Annotated in this window: 14 protein-coding genes; 8 read left to right on the top strand and 6 right to left on the bottom strand. The window is 42.4% G+C overall.

All coding sequences use genetic code 11. The features are described from left to right. The first annotated feature begins 488 nt into the window (after window positions 1–488). From pheA to ACMHKH_RS13465, 6 genes are all read left to right on the top strand, one after another. A complete protein-coding gene (gene pheA, locus ACMHKH_RS13490; protein WP_413521158.1) occupies window positions 489–1,604 on the top strand; it encodes a prephenate dehydratase in 1,116 nt (371 codons plus the stop codon). A gap of 89 nt (window positions 1,605–1,693) precedes the next feature. Further along, complete coding sequence (hisC, locus tag ACMHKH_RS13485) at window positions 1,694–2,836, top strand: histidinol-phosphate transaminase (protein WP_413521157.1); 1,143 nt, start codon at window positions 1,694–1,696, stop codon at window positions 2,834–2,836. Window positions 2,837–2,899: 63 nt separating this feature from the next. Then, complete coding sequence (locus ACMHKH_RS13480; RefSeq protein WP_413521156.1) at window positions 2,900–5,257, top strand: bifunctional prephenate dehydrogenase/3-phosphoshikimate 1-carboxyvinyltransferase; 2,358 nt, start codon at window positions 2,900–2,902, stop codon at window positions 5,255–5,257. A 269-nt stretch (window positions 5,258–5,526) separates the two neighbouring features. Further along, on the top strand, window positions 5,527–6,486 hold the full coding sequence (gene rarD, locus ACMHKH_RS13475; RefSeq protein ID WP_413521155.1) for an EamA family transporter RarD: 960 nt from the start codon (window positions 5,527–5,529) through the stop codon (window positions 6,484–6,486). A 50-nt stretch (window positions 6,487–6,536) separates the two neighbouring features. Continuing rightward, entirely contained in the window at window positions 6,537–6,959 is a 423-nt protein-coding gene (folB, locus tag ACMHKH_RS13470; protein ID WP_413521154.1) for a dihydroneopterin aldolase, read from the top strand. Further along, complete coding sequence (locus ACMHKH_RS13465) at window positions 6,949–7,482, top strand: 2-amino-4-hydroxy-6-hydroxymethyldihydropteridine diphosphokinase (protein ID WP_413521153.1); 534 nt, start codon at window positions 6,949–6,951, stop codon at window positions 7,480–7,482. The genes folB and ACMHKH_RS13465 overlap by 11 nt, the downstream gene beginning before the upstream one ends. A 56-nt stretch (window positions 7,483–7,538) precedes the next feature. Here ACMHKH_RS13465 and cysE read toward each other — a convergent pair whose 3' ends face one another. The 5 genes from cysE to dnaE form a co-directional block, all read right to left on the bottom strand. Continuing rightward, window positions 7,539–8,465, bottom strand: a complete 927-nt coding sequence (cysE, locus tag ACMHKH_RS13460) for a serine O-acetyltransferase (RefSeq protein WP_413521152.1) — start codon at window positions 8,463–8,465, stop codon at window positions 7,539–7,541. A gap of 148 nt (window positions 8,466–8,613) precedes the next feature. Then, a complete protein-coding gene (locus tag ACMHKH_RS13455; RefSeq protein WP_413521151.1) occupies window positions 8,614–9,057 on the bottom strand; it encodes a YtoQ family protein in 444 nt (147 codons plus the stop codon). 137 nt (window positions 9,058–9,194) lie between these two features. Beyond that, the gene (locus tag ACMHKH_RS13450) at window positions 9,195–10,091 is read right to left on the bottom strand and encodes an RNA methyltransferase (RefSeq protein WP_413521150.1); all 897 of its coding nucleotides are present in this window, start codon (window positions 10,089–10,091) and stop codon (window positions 9,195–9,197) included. Further along, a complete protein-coding gene (locus ACMHKH_RS13445; RefSeq protein WP_413521149.1) occupies window positions 10,091–10,471 on the bottom strand; it encodes an Hpt domain-containing protein in 381 nt (126 codons plus the stop codon). Before ACMHKH_RS13445 ends, ACMHKH_RS13450 begins: the two co-directional genes overlap by 1 nt. 93 nt (window positions 10,472–10,564) lie before the next feature. Beyond that, window positions 10,565–14,296, bottom strand: coding sequence for a DNA polymerase III subunit alpha (gene dnaE, locus ACMHKH_RS13440; protein WP_413521148.1), 3,732 nt, complete (start codon window positions 14,294–14,296; stop codon window positions 10,565–10,567). 125 nt (window positions 14,297–14,421) lie between these two features. Between dnaE and ACMHKH_RS13435 the strand changes: the two genes are divergently transcribed. Continuing rightward, entirely contained in the window at window positions 14,422–15,600 is a 1,179-nt protein-coding gene (locus ACMHKH_RS13435) for a restriction endonuclease (RefSeq protein ID WP_413521147.1), read from the top strand. A gap of 106 nt (window positions 15,601–15,706) precedes the next feature. On the opposite strand, the gene ggt is transcribed toward ACMHKH_RS13435, so the two are convergent. Then, complete coding sequence (ggt, locus tag ACMHKH_RS13430) at window positions 15,707–17,662, bottom strand: gamma-glutamyltransferase (RefSeq protein ID WP_413521146.1); 1,956 nt, start codon at window positions 17,660–17,662, stop codon at window positions 15,707–15,709. 206 nt (window positions 17,663–17,868) lie between these two features. On the opposite strand from ggt, the gene ACMHKH_RS13425 reads away from it, so the two are divergent. Further along, window positions 17,869–18,303 (top strand): hypothetical protein, encoded by a 435-nt coding sequence (locus ACMHKH_RS13425; protein WP_413521145.1) that lies wholly within the window; start codon window positions 17,869–17,871, stop codon window positions 18,301–18,303. Window positions 18,304–18,495: the final 192 nt, after the last annotated feature.

Below are 18,495 nucleotides of genomic sequence, written 5' to 3'. Positions count from 1 at the left end.
TTATTAAAAACTGGGCATTTACTTTTTTTATCAATAAAATGATAGCCACACCTAAACTGTAACATAGATTCGAGCCTATGTTAGCCGATAGTTTTGGGGTGCTAAGCCTTTATATTACTGAACTGCACTTATATTTATGGCAATTTATAGCTTTACATGCATTTACAAATGGGCACTGTGCATAGTTTTTGCTATAGTAGAGCGGGCAAGTTTGTGGCTGTCGTCTTTACTTATTAAAGTAGCGTCACTATCTCGCAATACTATAAGCTAGATATAGGGACAGGTAATTTTGATAGATTGTTCTATATAATGACCATGGTACTAGCAATAGCAGCGTCACGATATAATGTAGTGATTTAATATTGCAATGCAATATAACAATAAGCAGTTATAAAATTCAGTGATCATATAAAAAAGGATGGGCGGTAATGAGTGAGCAGTCAGCAGAGCAAAACGTGGACAATCTAAATCCAAGCAATAAAAGCGATATGGCAAACGAAAAAAAGTTTTTGGATAATATTCGCCAAAATATCGATGCCGTAGACTGTAAAATTCAAACTCTGATTAACAATCGTGCCAAATTGGCTCAGCAAGTGGCAGCAGTGAAAAAAAGCCATATTGCTAACAATCCGACTGTCGACAATACCAATCCTATTTTTTATCGTCCTGAGCGTGAAGCACAAGTTTTAAAGGCAGTAATGGCGCGTAATGAAGGACCTATTGCTGATGAAAAAATGGCGCGTTTGTTCCGTGAGATTATGTCGGTATGTCTTGACTTAGAAGCGCCTCAACGCATTGCATTTTTAGGGCCAGTAGGTACCTTTACCCATGCAGCTGCACTCAAGCATTTTGGTAAAGCGGCAGATACTGTACCGTTAAATACCATTACTGATGTGTTCCGTGAAGTAGAAGCGGGCACTGCAATGTATGGCGTCGTTCCGGTTGAAAACTCATCTGAGGGCGTCGTTAATCATACCTTGGATGGCTTTTTATCTTCTACACTAAAAATCATCGGCGAAGTTGAGCTACCAATTCATCAAAACTTTTTGGTCGCTGAACATACTAAACTTGATGGCTTAAGTCGTATTTATTCACATCAGCAATCTTTGGCGCAGTGTCGTCATTGGCTCGATGTAAATTATCCTAATGTTGAGCGTGTCGCCGTATCGAGTAATGGTGAAGCAGCGCGTCGCCTAAAGAACGAGTGGCATTCGGCAGCAATTGCGGGAGACGTGGCGGCGGCAGAGTATGATTTGCATAAGTTATATTCAAATATCGAAGACAATCCAAGCAATACCACCCGTTTCTTAATTATCGGTCATGAGGCGATTGCGCCATCTGGTCAAGACAAAACCTCAATTATGGTGTCAGCGCATGACAAAGCGGGCGCATTGATAGAGATTCTAAAACCTTTGTCCTATCATGGCGTGTCTATGACCAGTATCGAGACCCGTCCAGAACGTCCGAATAAATGGGCTTATGTGTTCTTTATTGATATGGATGGGCATATTGAAGACCCAAATGTGAGCGCTGCTATCGCTGATATCCGTCCCTTGGTCAAAGATTTACGAATACTAGGTTCTTATCCAAAAGCAGTATTATAGGTACAGATATAAATATCGCAAATAGTAATGCTGACTACCTTCATCATCTGAGCCAATAATAGATGCATAAACTCATCTAAGGATAAAATATGCCGTCCGCAACATCGACAGAGTTAGATTTATCGCCGCTCGTGCCTGCCTATGACAGTATTTTGGAATTAGCGCCCTATCAAACAGGCAAGCCAGTTGAAGAGTTGACGCGTGAGTATGGCGTCTCAGATGTGGTTATGCTTGCCAGTAATGAAAATCCGCTTGGCTGCTCACCAAAAGTTACGCTTGCGATTACTGAGCAGTTAGGGCAGTTGTCACGCTATCCTGATGGCAATGGCTATTATCTGAAACAAGCATTGGCGGATTTTAATAATGTCAATGTCGACCAAATTACCCTAGGTAATGGCTCTAATGATCTGCTTGATATCTTAGCGCGTAGTTTTGCTAGTACTGATGATGCGATTGTTTACAGCCAGTATGGATTTATCATTTATCCGATGCTTGCGAAAATGCAAGGCGCGATGGGTATTGAAGTACCTGCCAATCGCTTTGGTCACGATCTAAAAGCCATGAGCCAAGCGGTTCAAGACAATTCTGATGCTAAAATAGTTTTTATTGCCAATCCAAATAATCCAACCGGTACGCAGCTTGAGCAAGAGGAGCTGCGCGAGTTCGTCGCCAGTATTCCAAGCTCAGTGCTCGTAGTATTAGATGAAGCTTATATTGAATATAGTCCTGAGAGTAATAATCGGGCACTGTTAGATGAGTTTGACAATGTGGTCATCATACGCACATTCTCAAAAGCTTATGGGCTGGCAGGTCTGCGCATTGGTTACGCGTTAAGCTCAGTAGCAGTTGCTGATTTACTCAATCGAATCCGTCAGCCATTTAATGTGAGCCGTGTGGCGCTTGCCGCAGCCGCTGCAGCGCTTGCCGATCAAGATTTTATTGAACAAGTTAAGCTAACCAATCAAGGACAAAAACGCTGGTTAGAAAAACAGTTTGATGCGTTAGGCTTGGGCTTTGTTAAATCACATGCCAATTTTATGATGGTCGAAATCGAAGTTGAGATGGAAGACGTAACGGCTGCTTCCATTTATCAAGCATTGCTTGAGCAAGGCGTGATAGTGCGCCCGTTGGATAATTATGGTTTACCTAATTGGTTAAGAATTACCGTTGGGGTCGCAGAAGAAAATACACGTCTCATTGATACTCTGCGCTCTATATTGACCGATGATTAAGCAAATATCTAATAAGCAGTCTCTAACAAACAGTCTAATAAGTAACCTGATAATTAAAATAATATGCAAAAAATAAATAACACCATAAATCCTCAAGCAGCAACTCAACTGACTCCGTTTTCTGCACATCCGTTATTTCAGCAAGTTTGTGTGATAGGTTTGGGGTTAATAGGTGCAAGCTTGGCGCAAGCAATTAAAGACAATGGCTTGAGTCAGCGTATAGTTGCAGTCGATAGACATGAGCCCAGTTTAGAAGAAGCCATTCAACAGGGTTTATTGGACGCTGGTAGCTCAGTACTCAATGAGGTAATATCTGGCAGTGACTTGATAGTGATTGCGGTGCCAGTCCAAGCGGCGCAAGCCGTGTTTATAGATATCAAAAATGCCATGGATAGTGGTCTGCTTGCTACTGATTGCATTATTACCGATGTCTGTAGTACCAAAGTCAATATCATCGATGCTGCTAAAGCGGTATTTGAGACATTGCCTATCGGATTTGTGCCTGCGCATCCGATTGCCGGTGCTGAAAATTCAGGGTATCATGCTCGCCGCGCTAATTTATTTGTCAATCATAGCGTCATCATTTGTGAGCTTCCAACCACTAGCCAATTAGCAATTTCTAAGCTCAGCCAATTATGGGAAGCAGTGGGCGCAAGCGTTATGCCGATGGAGGCTGCGCATCATGATTCTATATTGGCGCATACCAGTCATTTGCCGCATCTGCTGGCGTTTAATCTGGTTGAGCAGTTGGCGAGCCATGATGATAATCTAGATATGTTCCGTTATGCCGCGGGCGGTTTTCGGGACTTTAGCCGTATTGCTGCCAGCGACCCTAAAATGTGGCATGATATATTTTTTGCCAACCAAAGCGCGATAGTCAGCGCCCTTGATGAGTACAGTGTTTACTTAAACGATATTCGTCAGCTTATTATTGATAAAGATTCAATTGCCCTGATGGGAATTTTGGGCCGCGCGCAAGCCGCACGGCGACATTTTGGCCATATGTTAGCCAGCACCCCTTATACGGATACTTCTGCCATGTCAGCTTCTTATAATATTACTCCAAGCAATACCGTCTCTGGCGCCATTACCATTCCCGGCGATAAATCGATTTCTCACCGTAGTATTATGCTTGGCAGTCTTGCTACTGGCGTCACCAAAGTGACTGGATTTTTGGAAGGGGAAGATGCACTTGCTACTTTGCAAGCGTTTCGCGATATGGGCGTCACCATTGAAGGTCCTGACAAAGGCAATTTAACTATTCATGGTGTCGGTATGAATGGCTTAAAGCCAAGTAAAACACCACTGTATATGGGCAACTCTGGTACCAGTATGCGTCTACTAGCAGGTATCTTGGCAGCACAAACGTTCGATAGTGTATTAACGGGTGATACCAGTTTAAATAAGCGTCCAATGGAGCGTGTAGCAGCGCCATTACGTGAAATGGGTGCAGTGATTCAAAGTACCGGTCAACAAGGTACCGCGCCACTGAGTATCACTGGTCGAGATAGTGTTGGCAAACCTTTGCAAGGGGCTGAATATGATATGCCAGTTGCTTCTGCACAGATTAAGTCGTGCTTGCTGTTAGCAGGATTATGGGCTGAGGGCACAACAACGGTTATCCAACCTGAAGTCAGTCGTGACCACACCGAGCGTATGCTCTCAGCATTTGGTTATCCTGTCACTGTCGATGGCAACCGTATCAGTGTTGAAGGCGGTGGTACGCTTACAGGCGGTGATATAGCCGTACCTGCTGATATCTCATCAGCGGCATTCTTTATGGTCGCGGCGGCTATCAGCCGAGGTAGCGAATTAACCTTAAAGCAAGTTGGCATCAATCCTACGCGTACCGGTATTATTGATATTTTAAAATTGATGCAAGCGGATATCAGCTTGAGTAATGAAACCCATGTTGGCGGCGAGCCTGTAGCAGACATTACCATTCGTGGCTCAAATTTAGTCGGCATTGAGATACCAGAGTATTTAGTACCACTTGCCATTGACGAATTCCCAGTATTATTTATCGCTGCTAGCTGCGCCCAAGGTCGTACCGTTTTGACTGGGGCAAAAGAGCTACGTGTCAAAGAATCAGATCGCATTGCAGTAATGGCAGAAGGCTTGCAGACATTAGGCGTTGATTGTACCGTTACTGAAGATGGTTTGATTATTGAAGGGAAGGGCATTGAAGCCAAGTGTACTCAAGCCCAAAATGGTAAGGTAAATAACAGCCAGCCTGTCTTTGGTGGCGGACATATCGTCTCACATCATGACCACCGTATTGCCATGAGTTTTGCGGTTGCAAGTTTACGTGCCTCTAAGCAAATTACCATTGAAGGTGTTGAGACTGTCAATACCAGCTTCCCAGGATTTGCAGAGCTTGCCAACCAAATTGGCATGTCTATTGACGTTGTCAGCGCTTAACGCAGTACTTTTAATTTGAGTCAATGATATTTGCTTATTGGCTTAGCAGTGAAAGATATAAAATTAATAAGATAAACTATTAATTTTATTGCCAGTTTTTATTTTAATTGTGGTTTTCGCCAGCAATGTGTTGATACGGTTTTAGTATCTACACATTGCTTTTTACCTTTTACTCTCTCTGTAGTGACCCTGTGCTCTTACCACCGAGTTATCATCAATGATAATAGTTGGGTGAGGGTGCGCTTTGCTCTAAAAAGTTGTCCTATCTTATGACTACCCAAAATGTCATCAAAAAAGCAGTTGCACCTATTAAAACCACTAGACGTGGTATCGTCACCGCGCTGATAGCATTTTCTATCTGGGGTGCTTTTCCTTTATACTTCAAGCAACTATCAAATTATAATGCCACCGAAATCATTGGTCATCGCATTGTTTGGACCTTTGCGTGTTTGTTAGTTGTACTGGTAGTGACCAAGCGCTGGCAGTGGATTGATACGCTAAAGAAAAATCCAAGATGGATAGCCTATACCTTTGTTTCAGGGGTTATCATCGCCATCAACTGGCTTACCTATGTTTGGGCGGTCAATAATAACCAGATTTTAGAAGCCAGTTTAGGCTACTTTATTGGACCACTCGTTGGCGTAGGATTGTCGATGCTGCTGTTCAAAGAGCGCCTGCGCACTTTGCAATGGGTGGCGATTGGCTTTGCGTTATTGTCAGTTATTATCCAAGTTGTGATGCTAGGTAGCCTGCCGTGGGTATCGTTAATATTAGCGTTTAGCTTTAGTACTTATGGCACAATTCAACGCCAAACCCCTCTTACAGCAGTCGATGCGATGTTCGTTGAGACAGCAATGCTGCTGCCTATTTTTATCGCATGGTTTTGGCAGTCTGATGTGGCGAGTAGCAGTATCAGCTTTTGGTTCACCCCAAATATTTGGCTGCTGATGTTGGCAGGACCTATTACTTTGATACCGCTATTGATGTTTAATAAATCAACCAAAATGGTCGCTTATAGTATCCTCAGTTTTATGAATTATCTGACGCCGACCTTTATTTTCTTCTTGGCGGTGTTCTATTATAATGAGCCGTTTGATTTGCATCGTTTGGCAGTCTTTGGTTTAATTTGGTTAGGTCTGCTATTATTCAGTATCGACTTGTGGCGTCATCGCCCAAGCAAGCAGCTAAAAGCGGCACGCCTACGTGAAGAAGCATTAACGTCTAAATAAAACCTTAAACTAAAATAGATAGTAAAAATACCATTAACAAGGATGCTTGTATGTTTCATACCCAGTCTGATGTCGTATTTGTAAAAGGCTTAAAAGTAGAGGCAGTCATTGGCGTTTATGAGTGGGAGCGCGCTATTACGCAGCCACTATTAATAGATATCGCAATGGAAACTGATATCAGCCGCGCTGCAGCTTCAGATGATGTCAGCGATGCGCTAAACTATAAAGAAGTCTGCGATGATGTCAGTGCGTGGTGCCAAGCGATCAAAGCAAAGCTGCTAGAGCATTTGGCTGGGAAAATCGCTGATAAATTACTCGAAAAGTATGGCTGCCATAAAATTACTTTGAGCGTTGCTAAGCCGACTGCGATTGAGCAAGCAGATGCAGTTGGTGTACAAATTACTCGTTATGCCACAGTGAAAGTCAATGAGCTAGAATCAGCCGCCGATAATAGCCAGTCTGATGATGCATAAAGCGTTGGCTGGTTGGCTTGAATCATTGACACGCTGTGAGCCTGAAGCGTTGCATGCTCAGCCTGTAACGGCGGTTTTGCTAGCCCTAGGCAGCAATCACGATGCAGATGTTCATTTGCCACGTGTCCGAGAAAGTCTAGCGGCACTAGGGGAAATACAGTTATCTACTGCCTTTCAAAACCCTGACTTTACCTCGACTGCAGCGCAACCAAAGCCTGACTATACCAATCAGTGTGTTCACATTACGCTAACGTCACCGAACACCTTACAGCAGCTACAGCAAGTTTTTAAACAGTTTGAATGTGACTGTAATCGGCAGCGTTTAACGGAAACACAGACATCAATAAAAAAAGTCACGATGGATATTGATATTTTGCTTATAGCATTAGATAAAAATAATAGCCTAAGCAATCATAATGACTTTAAAAGGTCTAAATGGATAATAATGGCGGATCGTTATCCATTTAAAGCGCATGAGAGAGCGGGGCTTGAAGAGTTAACAACAGTGATAGATAGATTATAGTTATAAAATGAACGATTTAGGCTGGGTTTAATTAAACTCAGCCTAAAGATAAAAGTTTACTCTGCTTTAGCGCCTATCTCATCCATGTCGCTTCTACCAATCACATCCAAATCCTCTAAGCATAATTTGTCATATTCTTTTTTGCAAAAATCAGGATCGATTTTGCACATCGCTGCTTGTAATTGATCTAAGCGATTTTCTGACTGCTGAATGTGTTCGAGCATTTTAGCAAAGGCTTCGGCGACAGGGTCTTGTGATGAGGGGTCGATGCCATAAGCTTGAAACGCGGTTTCGCGTGCTGAATGATTGGTGGTTTTTTCATCTACTGCTTTTTCATCTATGGCATTATCTGTAGAAGCAGCTTGCGCTATTTTTTCTTGCTGCTTAGCGTCATCGACTTTTTTGACAATGGGATTGCCCTTTTCATCATGATGGTCTGATATCATTCGCGCAGCACTCCCGACCATGGTCGCACCTGCTGGTACTGCCTTTACTACGACAGCATTTGAGCCAATTTTAGCGCCTTTACCGACAGTGAATGGTCCCAATACTTTAGCACCGGCACCAACGATAACGCCATCTTCCAAAGTAGGGTGGCGCTTACCATTATTCCAAGAGACACCGCCAAGCGTCACCCCGTGATAGAGGGTCACATCATTGCCAATCTCTGCCGTTTCGCCAATAACGATACCCATACCATGATCAATAAAAAACCGGCGACCGATTTTTGCAGCAGGATGAATCTCAATGCCTGTGATGATACGCGAGCCATAAGAGATAACACGGGCAGCAAGTTTTTGTTCGTTTTGCCAAAGACAATGGGCGCCGCGATGTAAAATAAGGGCGTGGATACCAGGGTAGGTCAAGATAACTTCTAGACTATTACGCGCGGCAGGGTCGCGATTAAATACGGCATCAATGTCTTCTTTTAAGTCTCTTTTGATGCGAGTAAGTGATTTGAATAAGGCGGTTGGCAATGACATAAATCATCCTATCGTATTTTTGATTACAATCTATTTAGTTATAGCAGTTTTGCAGTACAAAATATAGCAATGCGCTATAAATAAAAAATCGCCTGTAGATAAAACACCAATCGTCGGCGCTTTATCTACAGGCGATTACTATTATTGCTTAGCTATTACTGGTCACATATTTTAGCAGCTCAACAACTTGCTCAGGCGTTTGCGCCCATGCCATTGCTGCGGCATCGACTTCTTTTAGCGGATGGATAATATCGTCAGCGTGCAGGGTGATATAAGGCTTACCTAATGCCGCGCAGTAGCCGGCATCGAAGGCAGCATTCCACTGCTTATATTTATCACCAAAACGAATGATAGCAATGTCGCACTTTTGGATCATGTTTTTGGTGCGGATAGCATTCACCTTTGATGACTGATGGTCGCGCCAGAATCCATCATCATTTTTACCAAGCACGTCACCGGCGGCGTCGCTGGCTTCATGTTCAGTTACTGCTGATGTGAACTTAATATCTAGGCCCTGTTCTGTAGCGCCTTGCATAATTTTCTGGCGCCAGTCGCTGTGTATTTCTCCAGATAAATAAACATTCCAATTCATTGTAAATTCCTTTTTTATGATTAAATCATCTTACTTGTAAAGTTATAAAACTTGTAGATTAAAGAAATTGCAAATAGTCATACTATTGCTGCTAATACCAAAAAATCAAAAACCTTAAGTCTCGTATATTAGTAGCTTTAATCTTTTGCGAGTTTGGCAATTAAGGCGCTTAATAGTTGATACTCTTTTTGATCAAGCTGGAGTCGTGAGCCAAGTCGAGACAAGCGCGAGGGCAATGATTTTAAGTTTTCACTGTCTGCGAGTTTATGTTGAACCATCAAGGCGGTCGTACGCTCAGTGAGTTGTTGCAGCTGCTGTTGAGTAATCGCAGGCTCATCCCATTGCTGACGCAGATAAGTGTTTAGTACCGGATATTCGGCTATCTCTAAATTGTCAGCTGCCTTTGATATCTTATTGTTAACTTCGCTGTCAGATTGGGTATGCGTTTGCGTATAAGCATAAATAAAGCTCGCAATTACTTGCACGGCTGAGGCGACATTGAGCACCGGATAAGCAGGATTAGCATCTATTTGAATATGATAGTCAGCATAAGCTAATTCTTCATTGGTCAAGCCGCGATCTTCACGCCCAAATAAAATAGCAATATTGGGCACTGTATTTATACCGTCTTGCCCATTAATCGTGCTTTGTTTATCAATAAAGTCCAGCATGATTTTGGCAGCTTGTGTCGGCGTAACCACAGGACGCGGCAGATGACGGCTGCGACTGCTTGCCGCAAATACCAGCTGACAGTTTGCAATTGCATCCTCTAATGTTGGCGCTATGATGGCTGACAACAACAACTCACCACCGCCAGCAGCATGGGAGATACTGGTCTCGTCAATAGGCAGTTTTGGGTCAACCACAGTCAGCCTAGACAGTCCCATCGTATGCATTGCCCGTGCAGCTGAGCCGATATTGGCAGGCAATGTCGTATTGACCATCACTATTTGTATGCAAGATAGATAATCTCTAACGGTTGTAGAGGATGTATTCACTGTTGTCGTTAAAGATGAGGGTGTATCGTTACTCATTATTGCCCCAAGCGCTGGTTGATGTTTTGCTCAGCACTGTCTAATGAAATCGCGATAACTTCAATAAGTTGAGCGCTCTCACTAATACGCTGCTCACGGCATAACTCTTGTAATTGACTGCTAAGATTCATCAGTTGCGTCGTACCCAAATTGGCACTGGCACCTTTTAAAGCATGGGCAAGCTCATAACCATTCGCGTTGTCTTCTTCTTGCTGAGCTTGTCTGAGCTTGGTAATACGTTGCTGAGCGTCAGTAAAGTAGACTTGTACTAAGTCAGCAAAGTCTTCTTCTAGCAAGTCACGCATGTCTTCAAACTGCTCGGTATTGATAATCTCGTCATTATTGTTGGCAGTCATATTGTTATTTGTAGTCTCGGCCATGTTTGTATGTCCAATAGAGTAAAAGCTAACGCAGAAACGTTAACTATAAAGAATTTTTTGCTACTAATTACGATGGTAACTCTAATCAATTGATCAGCTGTAATGAAAGTGTAAATTATCCTCACTAATCATAGTCTTTAGCTGTTGTAAATTATCATCATTGGGATAAACGCGCCAATGCTCGGATAAACCTACATTAGCAATGCCATACTCTTCATAAATACTGAGTCCAAGCGGCAGACAGTTATCATTGATAGAAGCATCGGTATTGCTAAGGAAATGATTGGCATAGCTTTGTTCAGAAATGCTTTGATTAGCACTGTTTTGATGAAAGGCGTCTTGATTCATATCGTTTTCAAGAGCCAATAAATCATTACCATTTTCATCATACAGGCTACCACCCATCGCAGCATCGTAGCCATTAAAGCTGCCACTTTGCTCGTCTTGATCATTATCATAAGACAGTTTTGGTGCCGGAATGATACTGGCTTGAGCAGACTTAAGTAAAGGCTGCATACGATTAAGCAGATCGATATCACTACCATGAATTTTAATGCTAATTTTTTTCATCCATCGTAGACGGGCGTCAACCATACTCATCGCATTATCAAGTCGCGCAAACAGTCTGCCATCGCGCTCACGGATACTGCCTTTGATAATCACTACTTCGTCGATTTTGAGTTGTTCTTTGACACGGTTAAAGCGCTCAGCGTAGCAGCTGACTTCTAGCCTTGAAGTACCATCATCTAAAATAATAACGTTACGAGTACCAAAGTTTGCGATGTCAATGATGAGACCAGCAAAATAACAGCTGCCGTTATAGCCAGTATCAGCCAATTTATCGAGACGAGCACCTGAGGTGTAACGCTTTAGCTCATCCAAGTATTCGTTGATTGGGTGACCTGTTAAGTATAGGCCCAAGGTATTCTTTTCAGCTTTTAAGCGGTGTTTATCGCCCCAAATCAGCTCTGGCGTCATAACTAGTGGCGGTGCAGCGACAACACCATCCATTTCACCAAACAAGTCCATCATACCGATTTCACGGTTTTGACGGTCTTGCTCAGCAGCTTGTACGGCACTTGGTAGCTGACTCATGAGTGCACCACGAATCTCGTACGCTTCGTCGCTTGGCAAGTCAGGACGTAAGGTAGAGGCAAAGTCATCAAAACAACCCGCGTTTATTAGTCCTTCTAATGTACGCTTATTGACCTTTTTAATATCAACGCGGCGACAGAAATCATATAAATCTTTAAATGGACCTTCACGGCGACGTGCATCAACGATAGATTCAACCGCACCTTCACCAACGCCTTTAATCGCACCCAAGCCATAAATGATATTGGTCGGTGTATCTGCGACAAAGTGCCATTCACTACGATTCACTGATGGATTAACAACGGTTAAATCAAAGTTTTCACGGCAATCATTAATAAAGAACACGACGTTGTCGGTGTTGTTCATATCAGAAGTCAATACCGCTGCCATAAATTCAGCAGGGTAGTATTGCTTTAGATAAGCGGTCTGATAAGCCAGTACGCCATAAGCGGCAGAATGCGAGCGGTTAAAACCGTAACCGGCGAACTTTTCCATCAAATCAAACACGCCGCCTGATGTCACTTCATCAATACCTTGCTCGGTTGCACCAGTAATAAAGATATCGCGCTGCTTAGCCATTTCCTCAGGTTTCTTTTTACCCATAGCTCGGCGTAACATATCCGCACCGCCTAAGCTATAGCCCGCCATGACCTGCGAGATTTGCATGACTTGTTCTTGATAAACAATAACGCCATTAGTGTTTTCTAAAATCGGCTCAAGATTGGGATGATCATAAATGACTTCTTCGCGACCGTGTTTACGGTCGATATACATCTCAACCATGCCCGCATCAAGCGGACCGGGACGATAGAGCGCACACATGGCGATAACGTCTTCGATATTGGTCGGTTGTAATTTGGCAAGATACTTTTTCATACCCATGCTTTCTAGCTGAAAGACGGCAGTGGTTTTGGCATCTTGCAAGAGCTTATAAGCTTTAGCGTCATCTAGTGGCAAGTCTTCTAATACCAGTGCGTCTTTGCCTTCTTTAGCGCGACGCTTATTGATGTTTTCGACAGCGGCATTAATGACGGTTAAGTTACGCAGACCCAAGAAGTCGAACTTGACCAGACCAACGGCTTCAACGTCATCTTTATCAAACTGGCTGACACGGTGACCTTCATCATCACAATAAATCGCGCTAAAATCTGTGATTCTGTGCGGCGCAATCAATACGCCACCAGCATGTTTACCCACGTTCCGGCAAATGCCTTCAAGCTTAATGGCCATCTCCCACACTTCGGTGGCATCTTCATAATCCATATTGTCAGGATTAGAGATTAAATCTTTAAGCTGTGGCTCTTGCTCCAGTGCTTGGCTGAGAGTAATCCCTGGTGTTTTGGGAATAAGTTTCGACATTTTGCTGGCAAGGAAGTAGGATTTGCTTTGTGCACGCGCAACATCTCGTACCACCGCTTTTGCTGCCATCGTACCAAAGGTAATAATTTGAGACACCGCTTCACGACCATAAGTTTGCGCTACATAATCAATGACTCGGTCGCGACCTTCAATACAAAAGTCAATATCGAAATCGGGCATGGAGACACGCTCAGGGTTTAAGAAGCGCTCAAATAATAAGTCGTAGTGAATAGGATCGAGGTCGGTAATATTGAGCGCATAAGCGACCAAAGATCCGGCACCAGAACCACGACCAGGCCCAACCGGTACGCCATTGGCTTTTGCCCAGCGGATAAAGTCCATGACGATGAGGAAGTAACCGGGGAAGCCCATTGATAGGATAACCTTTAATTCGTACTCCAAACGCTCATCATATCTTTGGCGTATATCGCTCCAATTATCGCTGCGAGCCTCAACTGGGAATAGTTTATTTAGACGATTTTCAAGCCCACGCTGCGATTCTAAGCGAAAAAACGATTCAGTCGTCTCACCCTCAGGTACTGGGAATTCTGGCAGTACGTTGATACCGAGCGTTAATGTCACATTACAGCGCGTTGCCAAGCGCAAAGTATTATCGATAACCTGCGGAATATCAGCAAATAATTGCTGCATTTGCGCTTGGGTTTTTAGGTACTGGGCATCGGAATAAGTTTGCGGACGATTTTGATCAGCAAGCACATAAGAGCCAGCGATACAGACCCGCGCTTCATGGGCATCGAAATCATCTTGCTCCAAAAACCGCACGTCGTTATGGGCAATGATAGGGATATGATGCTTAGCACCTGAGTGAATCACTGCCTTAATAAAGGCATCTTCGCCTGTACGATTGGTGCGCTTAATCGCAAAATATAAGCGATCATCAAACTGCGCTTGCCACTCTGCAAGCAATTCATCGGCTTTTTCTGGCATTGAGCCGACCATTGCCTGACCTACATCTGACTTTTCAGTAAATAAGACGATGACACCAGCTGCATGCTCTAAAATATGGCTGCGTTTAATAACAGGAGTACCATGGTTGACAGGATCAGCACGACCTTCAGTAAAACCAAGCGACACGATACGGGTAATGTTTTGATAGCCTTCGTTATTCATCGCCAGCAGAGTCAAGCGCGTGTCTTCATTATCCATGATGACTTCGCTGCCGATAATGGGCTTAATGCCGGCACCTAAGCAAGCACGATAGAATTTTACCGTCGCATACAGGTTGGATAAATCCGTCAAGGCAAGGGCGCTTTGATTGTCTGCCGCTGCTGCTTTAACCAACAGCTTAATACGCACGATAGAATCGGTAATCGAATATTCACTGTGAATGCCAAGGTGTACAAATGCCATAGAAGACTCTTACTGGTACGATCGAGAAGGAATGGGTTGTATGATGATAAATTTTTAATTATCAATACTTTGTATTTTTTTAAGAAGGGATAGTACGTTGAAACTGGTGTTTTTACCGTTTAAATTTGGTCGTTAATAATAGCATTATTTGGCGCGGACAGCCACCGATTGAATTGAGTAATATTACGAAGCTGCCTGCATTTGGTGACATGTTGAATGCGGGAATACAAACCGTAAAAAATCTAAGCACACGTAACACTATTGGTCGCACTGTATTTTATAGAGAGTTTGAAAAGTTAGCGCAAATTGTAAATGATCATAAAGAAATCAATTACATGAGTAATTATGATGTACGTCATGAATGCCATAACGGCTCACCTTGTTATGACCAGATTATTGATTTAATTTTACTGTGTCTATCTGCAATGGGTTTGGTTAAAGAAGATAAGTTCAGCTTAGTGCCGAATTTAAATCAAAATTTTGCTAATTTTATTACCTTTGATGAAAAAGTAACGCCCAAAAATATTGTACGTTTAGACCCGTTTGGTAAAGTATATTTTTGGCTGGCGGGAAATAATTTTACTCAGTACATTGGCGAACGCATTCCAAACAGCGATTATATTGCTGATTTAAAACGTTTTGATCATAAAGCTTTTGCGGATTTGCAAAAAATAAATATTGCTGCTTATGGCAAAAATGGTGATGCGCTTATCAATCATTTAATAGAAGAAACTCAGCGTCGAACGTCTATATTTATGAATAATTATGCAGATGCCACTATTGGCAATGATTTTGTCAAAGTAACGCCTGATATGATTATGGCTCAGATCGAAAGTTTATCTCCTGTGCAGTTTGAATGGTTTTGTCTAAAATTGATTGAACGCTCGTTAGAGATTGAAAGTCCTGAGAGTAATTTGACCTCACGTCATACAGGGCGCTCTAACGACAATGGTATTGACGGTCTTATTATTCAGGATTTTCCAGATGGTGAGGTTCATAACTATTATATACAAGCCAAACTGTATAGCACGGGCAATAATATATCCAATGGCGATTTAAGAAACTTTATAGGCTCTTATCCACCGCAAAAAACCAATCATCATGGTTTATTTATCACGACAACCAGCTTTACCAAGCCTGCGCAGGAATACGCCAATTCGACTGATTCACACAGTCTGATTCTCATTGACCAAATGAATTTAATTGAGCTGATGATGCAACATAAAGTAGGTTTGAAAGAGGTAAACGCCAGACCAAAGTTATTACTAGACAATGAGTTTTTTGAAAAGATAAAGCTGTATTGATTGGTCTTTATGCGTTAAAAAAGAGCTTTCTGTTTTTTATTTAAAAGCCCTCTATACAATAAAGTATAGAGGGCTATTTTAGTTGGAAATTAAAAGCATTTTTAAATCAATAGCCAACCACTGCTGCATCGACAATACGCGGGTCAGAAGAACCATAGATACCATTTGGCGTCATCATAATCGACTGCGTTGAGCCCATAGCTTCTTGCGCACTCACTTTATGTCCCATCGACTCTAGCTTTTGAATTGTATCGACATTCAGCGCTTTTTCGATACGGATTTCATCAGGTAACCATTGGTCGTGAATACGCGGTGCATGCGTCGCTTCAGCGATATTCATATCGTGATCGATGACGTTTGAGATAACTTGCATGACGGTAGTGATAATACGGCTACCACCGGGACTACCAGTGACGATATAAGGTTTGCTGTCTTTAAAGATGATTGTCGGACTCATCGATGATAACGGACGCTTATTGGCTTCGACCGCATTGGCATCGCCGCCGATTAAACCATAACCATTGGGTACGCCAGGCTTGGCAGAAAAATCATCCATTTCATTGTTGAGTAGGATACCTGTACCTTCAGCGACCAGCCCAGTACCGTATGAGAAGTTTAGCGTATAAGTATTGGCCACTGCATTACCGTCTTTATCGACAATAGAGAAATGCGTGGTTTGATCACTCTCATACGGTAGAGGGTTATTGGCTTTGATAGTCGACGCTGGGGTGGCTTTATTTGGGTTGATTAAAGTACGTAGTTTATCGGCATAAGCTTGTGAGGTTAAGCCGCTGGCAGGGACATCGATAAAATCAGAATCTCCCAAATACTCAGCACGATCTGCATAGGCAAGTTGCATTGCCTCTGCCATTAAATGAATGGTTTGCGCGCTGTTTTGACCGTAGTCTTTTAATGGATAACCTTCTAAGATATTTAAAATTTGTACGATATGAATACCACCAGACGATGGTGGTGGCATAGAAACGATCTCATAACCACGATACTCGCCTTTAACTGGTTCACGTGCAATAGCTTGGTAATTGGCCAAATCCTGCAAGCTCATATTACCGCCCGCGTCATTGACTGCTTTAACCAGTTTACGTGCCGTTTCTCCTTTATAAAATCCATCGGCACCTTGAGCGGCAATGAGCTTAAGCGATTTTGCTAACTCAGGCTGTTTTAGACGCTCGCCAGGTTGATAAGCGCTGCCATCGGGCTTAAAAAATATCTTTTTAGTACTTGGCCATTTTTGCATGCGCGGGCTTAATGCTTCTAACGACTCCGTTAATCCTGGTGTGACCACAATGCCTTTTTCTGCCAATGCAATCGCTGGTGCCATTACCTTTCCGCGACTCATCGTGCCATGATCTTCTAATGCTTTTAGCAGTCCGGCGACCGTCCCTGGAACGCCAACCGCTAAGCCGTGATAGCGTGATAAATCACTGACTGCATTGCCGTCTTTATCGAGATACATATCGCGAGAGGCATTGCTCGGTGCTTTTTCACGATAATCAAGCGCTACTGTTTTACCTTGCTTGGCATCATAAATCATCATAAAGCCACCACCACCAATATTACCAGCGCGGGGAAGGGTGACAGCCAATGCAAAGCCAACGGCAACGGCAGCATCGATTGCATTACCGCCTTGCTTCAGAATTTGTAAGCCCACATCAGAGGCAATGGCTTCTTGGCTTGCAACCATACCATTCTTTGCCCATAACGGATGTTCAATAGCATCGTTTGAAAAGATAGCTTGATCAGCTTTTGCTACTGTCTTAGCAGTGGTTGTATTGGGTACTTGTTTTAGACTGTTAGGCACCGCCAACGTAATACGCTGGGTTTCTGACAAGACCGTTGGAGTGTTATTCATAATCGCTAAATTTATAGCGCTGGTATTTATTGAACTCGTATTTATGGTGCTTTTGGCGGGCTCGAGAGCATGAGCCGATACAGAGACTAAAAAGGTACTACTAATAAATAAAATAGCGGCTTTAATTTTTGTTTTATTGGGAGAGTGATGACGGTGAGCGTCCTGATGAATTTTCGAGTTTGATTGATACATCGTAAAATCCTTTTTACGTGAGAAAAGAGGGTAAAGTGTGATTGCGATTGTTATCGGTCAATATTGTTACTGGTTAATCACACAAATATCTTACCTCAAAAAATAGCTGGTTACTAAAATTAGATAAATAATTAAAAGATTAATAATTGTATTACAATAAAATTTTGTTATTAATCTCACTTTATCCAAAATCTCTGGAGGTTATTATGAATAAATTATTAGCAGCAGCGACAGGCTTAGCTTTTGCGTTTAGCACTGCGCAAGTACAAGCTGCGCCGACTATAGAGGAATTTATGTCTTCTGAGAATGGGTCAGGTTATTTCAATTGTGCTTATAAACTTAAAATCGCCAGCAAGAAGTGCTTGGTAACAACATCAACTATTAATTCTTCAAAGGATTATAGAGCTAGAAAGATTTTTGGGGTTGATGAATATCTACCATTACTGACCATCAAATGGCCAGATGGTGACAGTAGCCGTTATGTAGATATAGGTGGCGATGTAGTGTATGAGCTCATTAATTTAGCAGACCGCAAAAGCTATAATTATAAAACGATTAAAAACGCTCGCCAAAGTATAGATTTTACAAAAGGCTTGGTCATTATCAATGATGACTATAAAGAACATATTCGCTTATGGTAAATGTCTTTACTGCTCGATTAATATAAAGCGCTATCTTATAGGGTAGCGCTTTTTTATTATTTAAATATAAAGATGATTATAATAAATTAATGAATCCCTCTAAAATATGTCTGTATCCTTCCTAAAATGTAATCTTTTATGTTATAAATAACAGAATAATCACTAAGGTTATGATTGTCTGTTTTTATCAAA

Origin of the sequence: Psychrobacter glacincola (assembly GCF_965118485.1) — a bacterium.
Lineage (GTDB): Bacteria > Pseudomonadota > Gammaproteobacteria > Pseudomonadales > Moraxellaceae > Psychrobacter > Psychrobacter glacincola_D.
This window is presented reverse-complemented; position numbering and strand designations above follow the sequence as displayed.

What these genes read in the sequence shown, in the direction of transcription:
- dnaE (WP_413521148.1), bottom strand. Translation starts at nt 14,296, where the DNA reads ATGGCATTTGTACACCTTGGCATTCACAGTGAATATTCGATTACCGAT.
- ACMHKH_RS13480 (WP_413521156.1), top strand. Translation starts at nt 2,900, where the DNA reads ATGCAAAAAATAAATAACACCATAAATCCTCAAGCAGCAACTCAACTG.
- ACMHKH_RS13455 (WP_413521151.1), bottom strand. Translation starts at nt 9,057, where the DNA reads ATGAATTGGAATGTTTATTTATCTGGAGAAATACACAGCGACTGGCGC.
- ACMHKH_RS13450 (WP_413521150.1), bottom strand. Translation starts at nt 10,091, where the DNA reads ATGAGTAACGATACACCCTCATCTTTAACGACAACAGTGAATACATCC.
- ACMHKH_RS13425 (WP_413521145.1), top strand. Translation starts at nt 17,869, where the DNA reads ATGAATAAATTATTAGCAGCAGCGACAGGCTTAGCTTTTGCGTTTAGC.
- cysE (WP_413521152.1), bottom strand. Translation starts at nt 8,465, where the DNA reads ATGTCATTGCCAACCGCCTTATTCAAATCACTTACTCGCATCAAAAGA.
- ACMHKH_RS13465 (WP_413521153.1), top strand. Translation starts at nt 6,949, where the DNA reads ATGATGCATAAAGCGTTGGCTGGTTGGCTTGAATCATTGACACGCTGT.
- ACMHKH_RS13445 (WP_413521149.1), bottom strand. Translation starts at nt 10,471, where the DNA reads ATGGCCGAGACTACAAATAACAATATGACTGCCAACAATAATGACGAG.
- ggt (WP_413521146.1), bottom strand. Translation starts at nt 17,662, where the DNA reads ATGTATCAATCAAACTCGAAAATTCATCAGGACGCTCACCGTCATCAC.
- rarD (WP_413521155.1), top strand. Translation starts at nt 5,527, where the DNA reads ATGACTACCCAAAATGTCATCAAAAAAGCAGTTGCACCTATTAAAACC.
- hisC (WP_413521157.1), top strand. Translation starts at nt 1,694, where the DNA reads ATGCCGTCCGCAACATCGACAGAGTTAGATTTATCGCCGCTCGTGCCT.
- folB (WP_413521154.1), top strand. Translation starts at nt 6,537, where the DNA reads ATGTTTCATACCCAGTCTGATGTCGTATTTGTAAAAGGCTTAAAAGTA.
- pheA (WP_413521158.1), top strand. Translation starts at nt 489, where the DNA reads ATGGCAAACGAAAAAAAGTTTTTGGATAATATTCGCCAAAATATCGAT.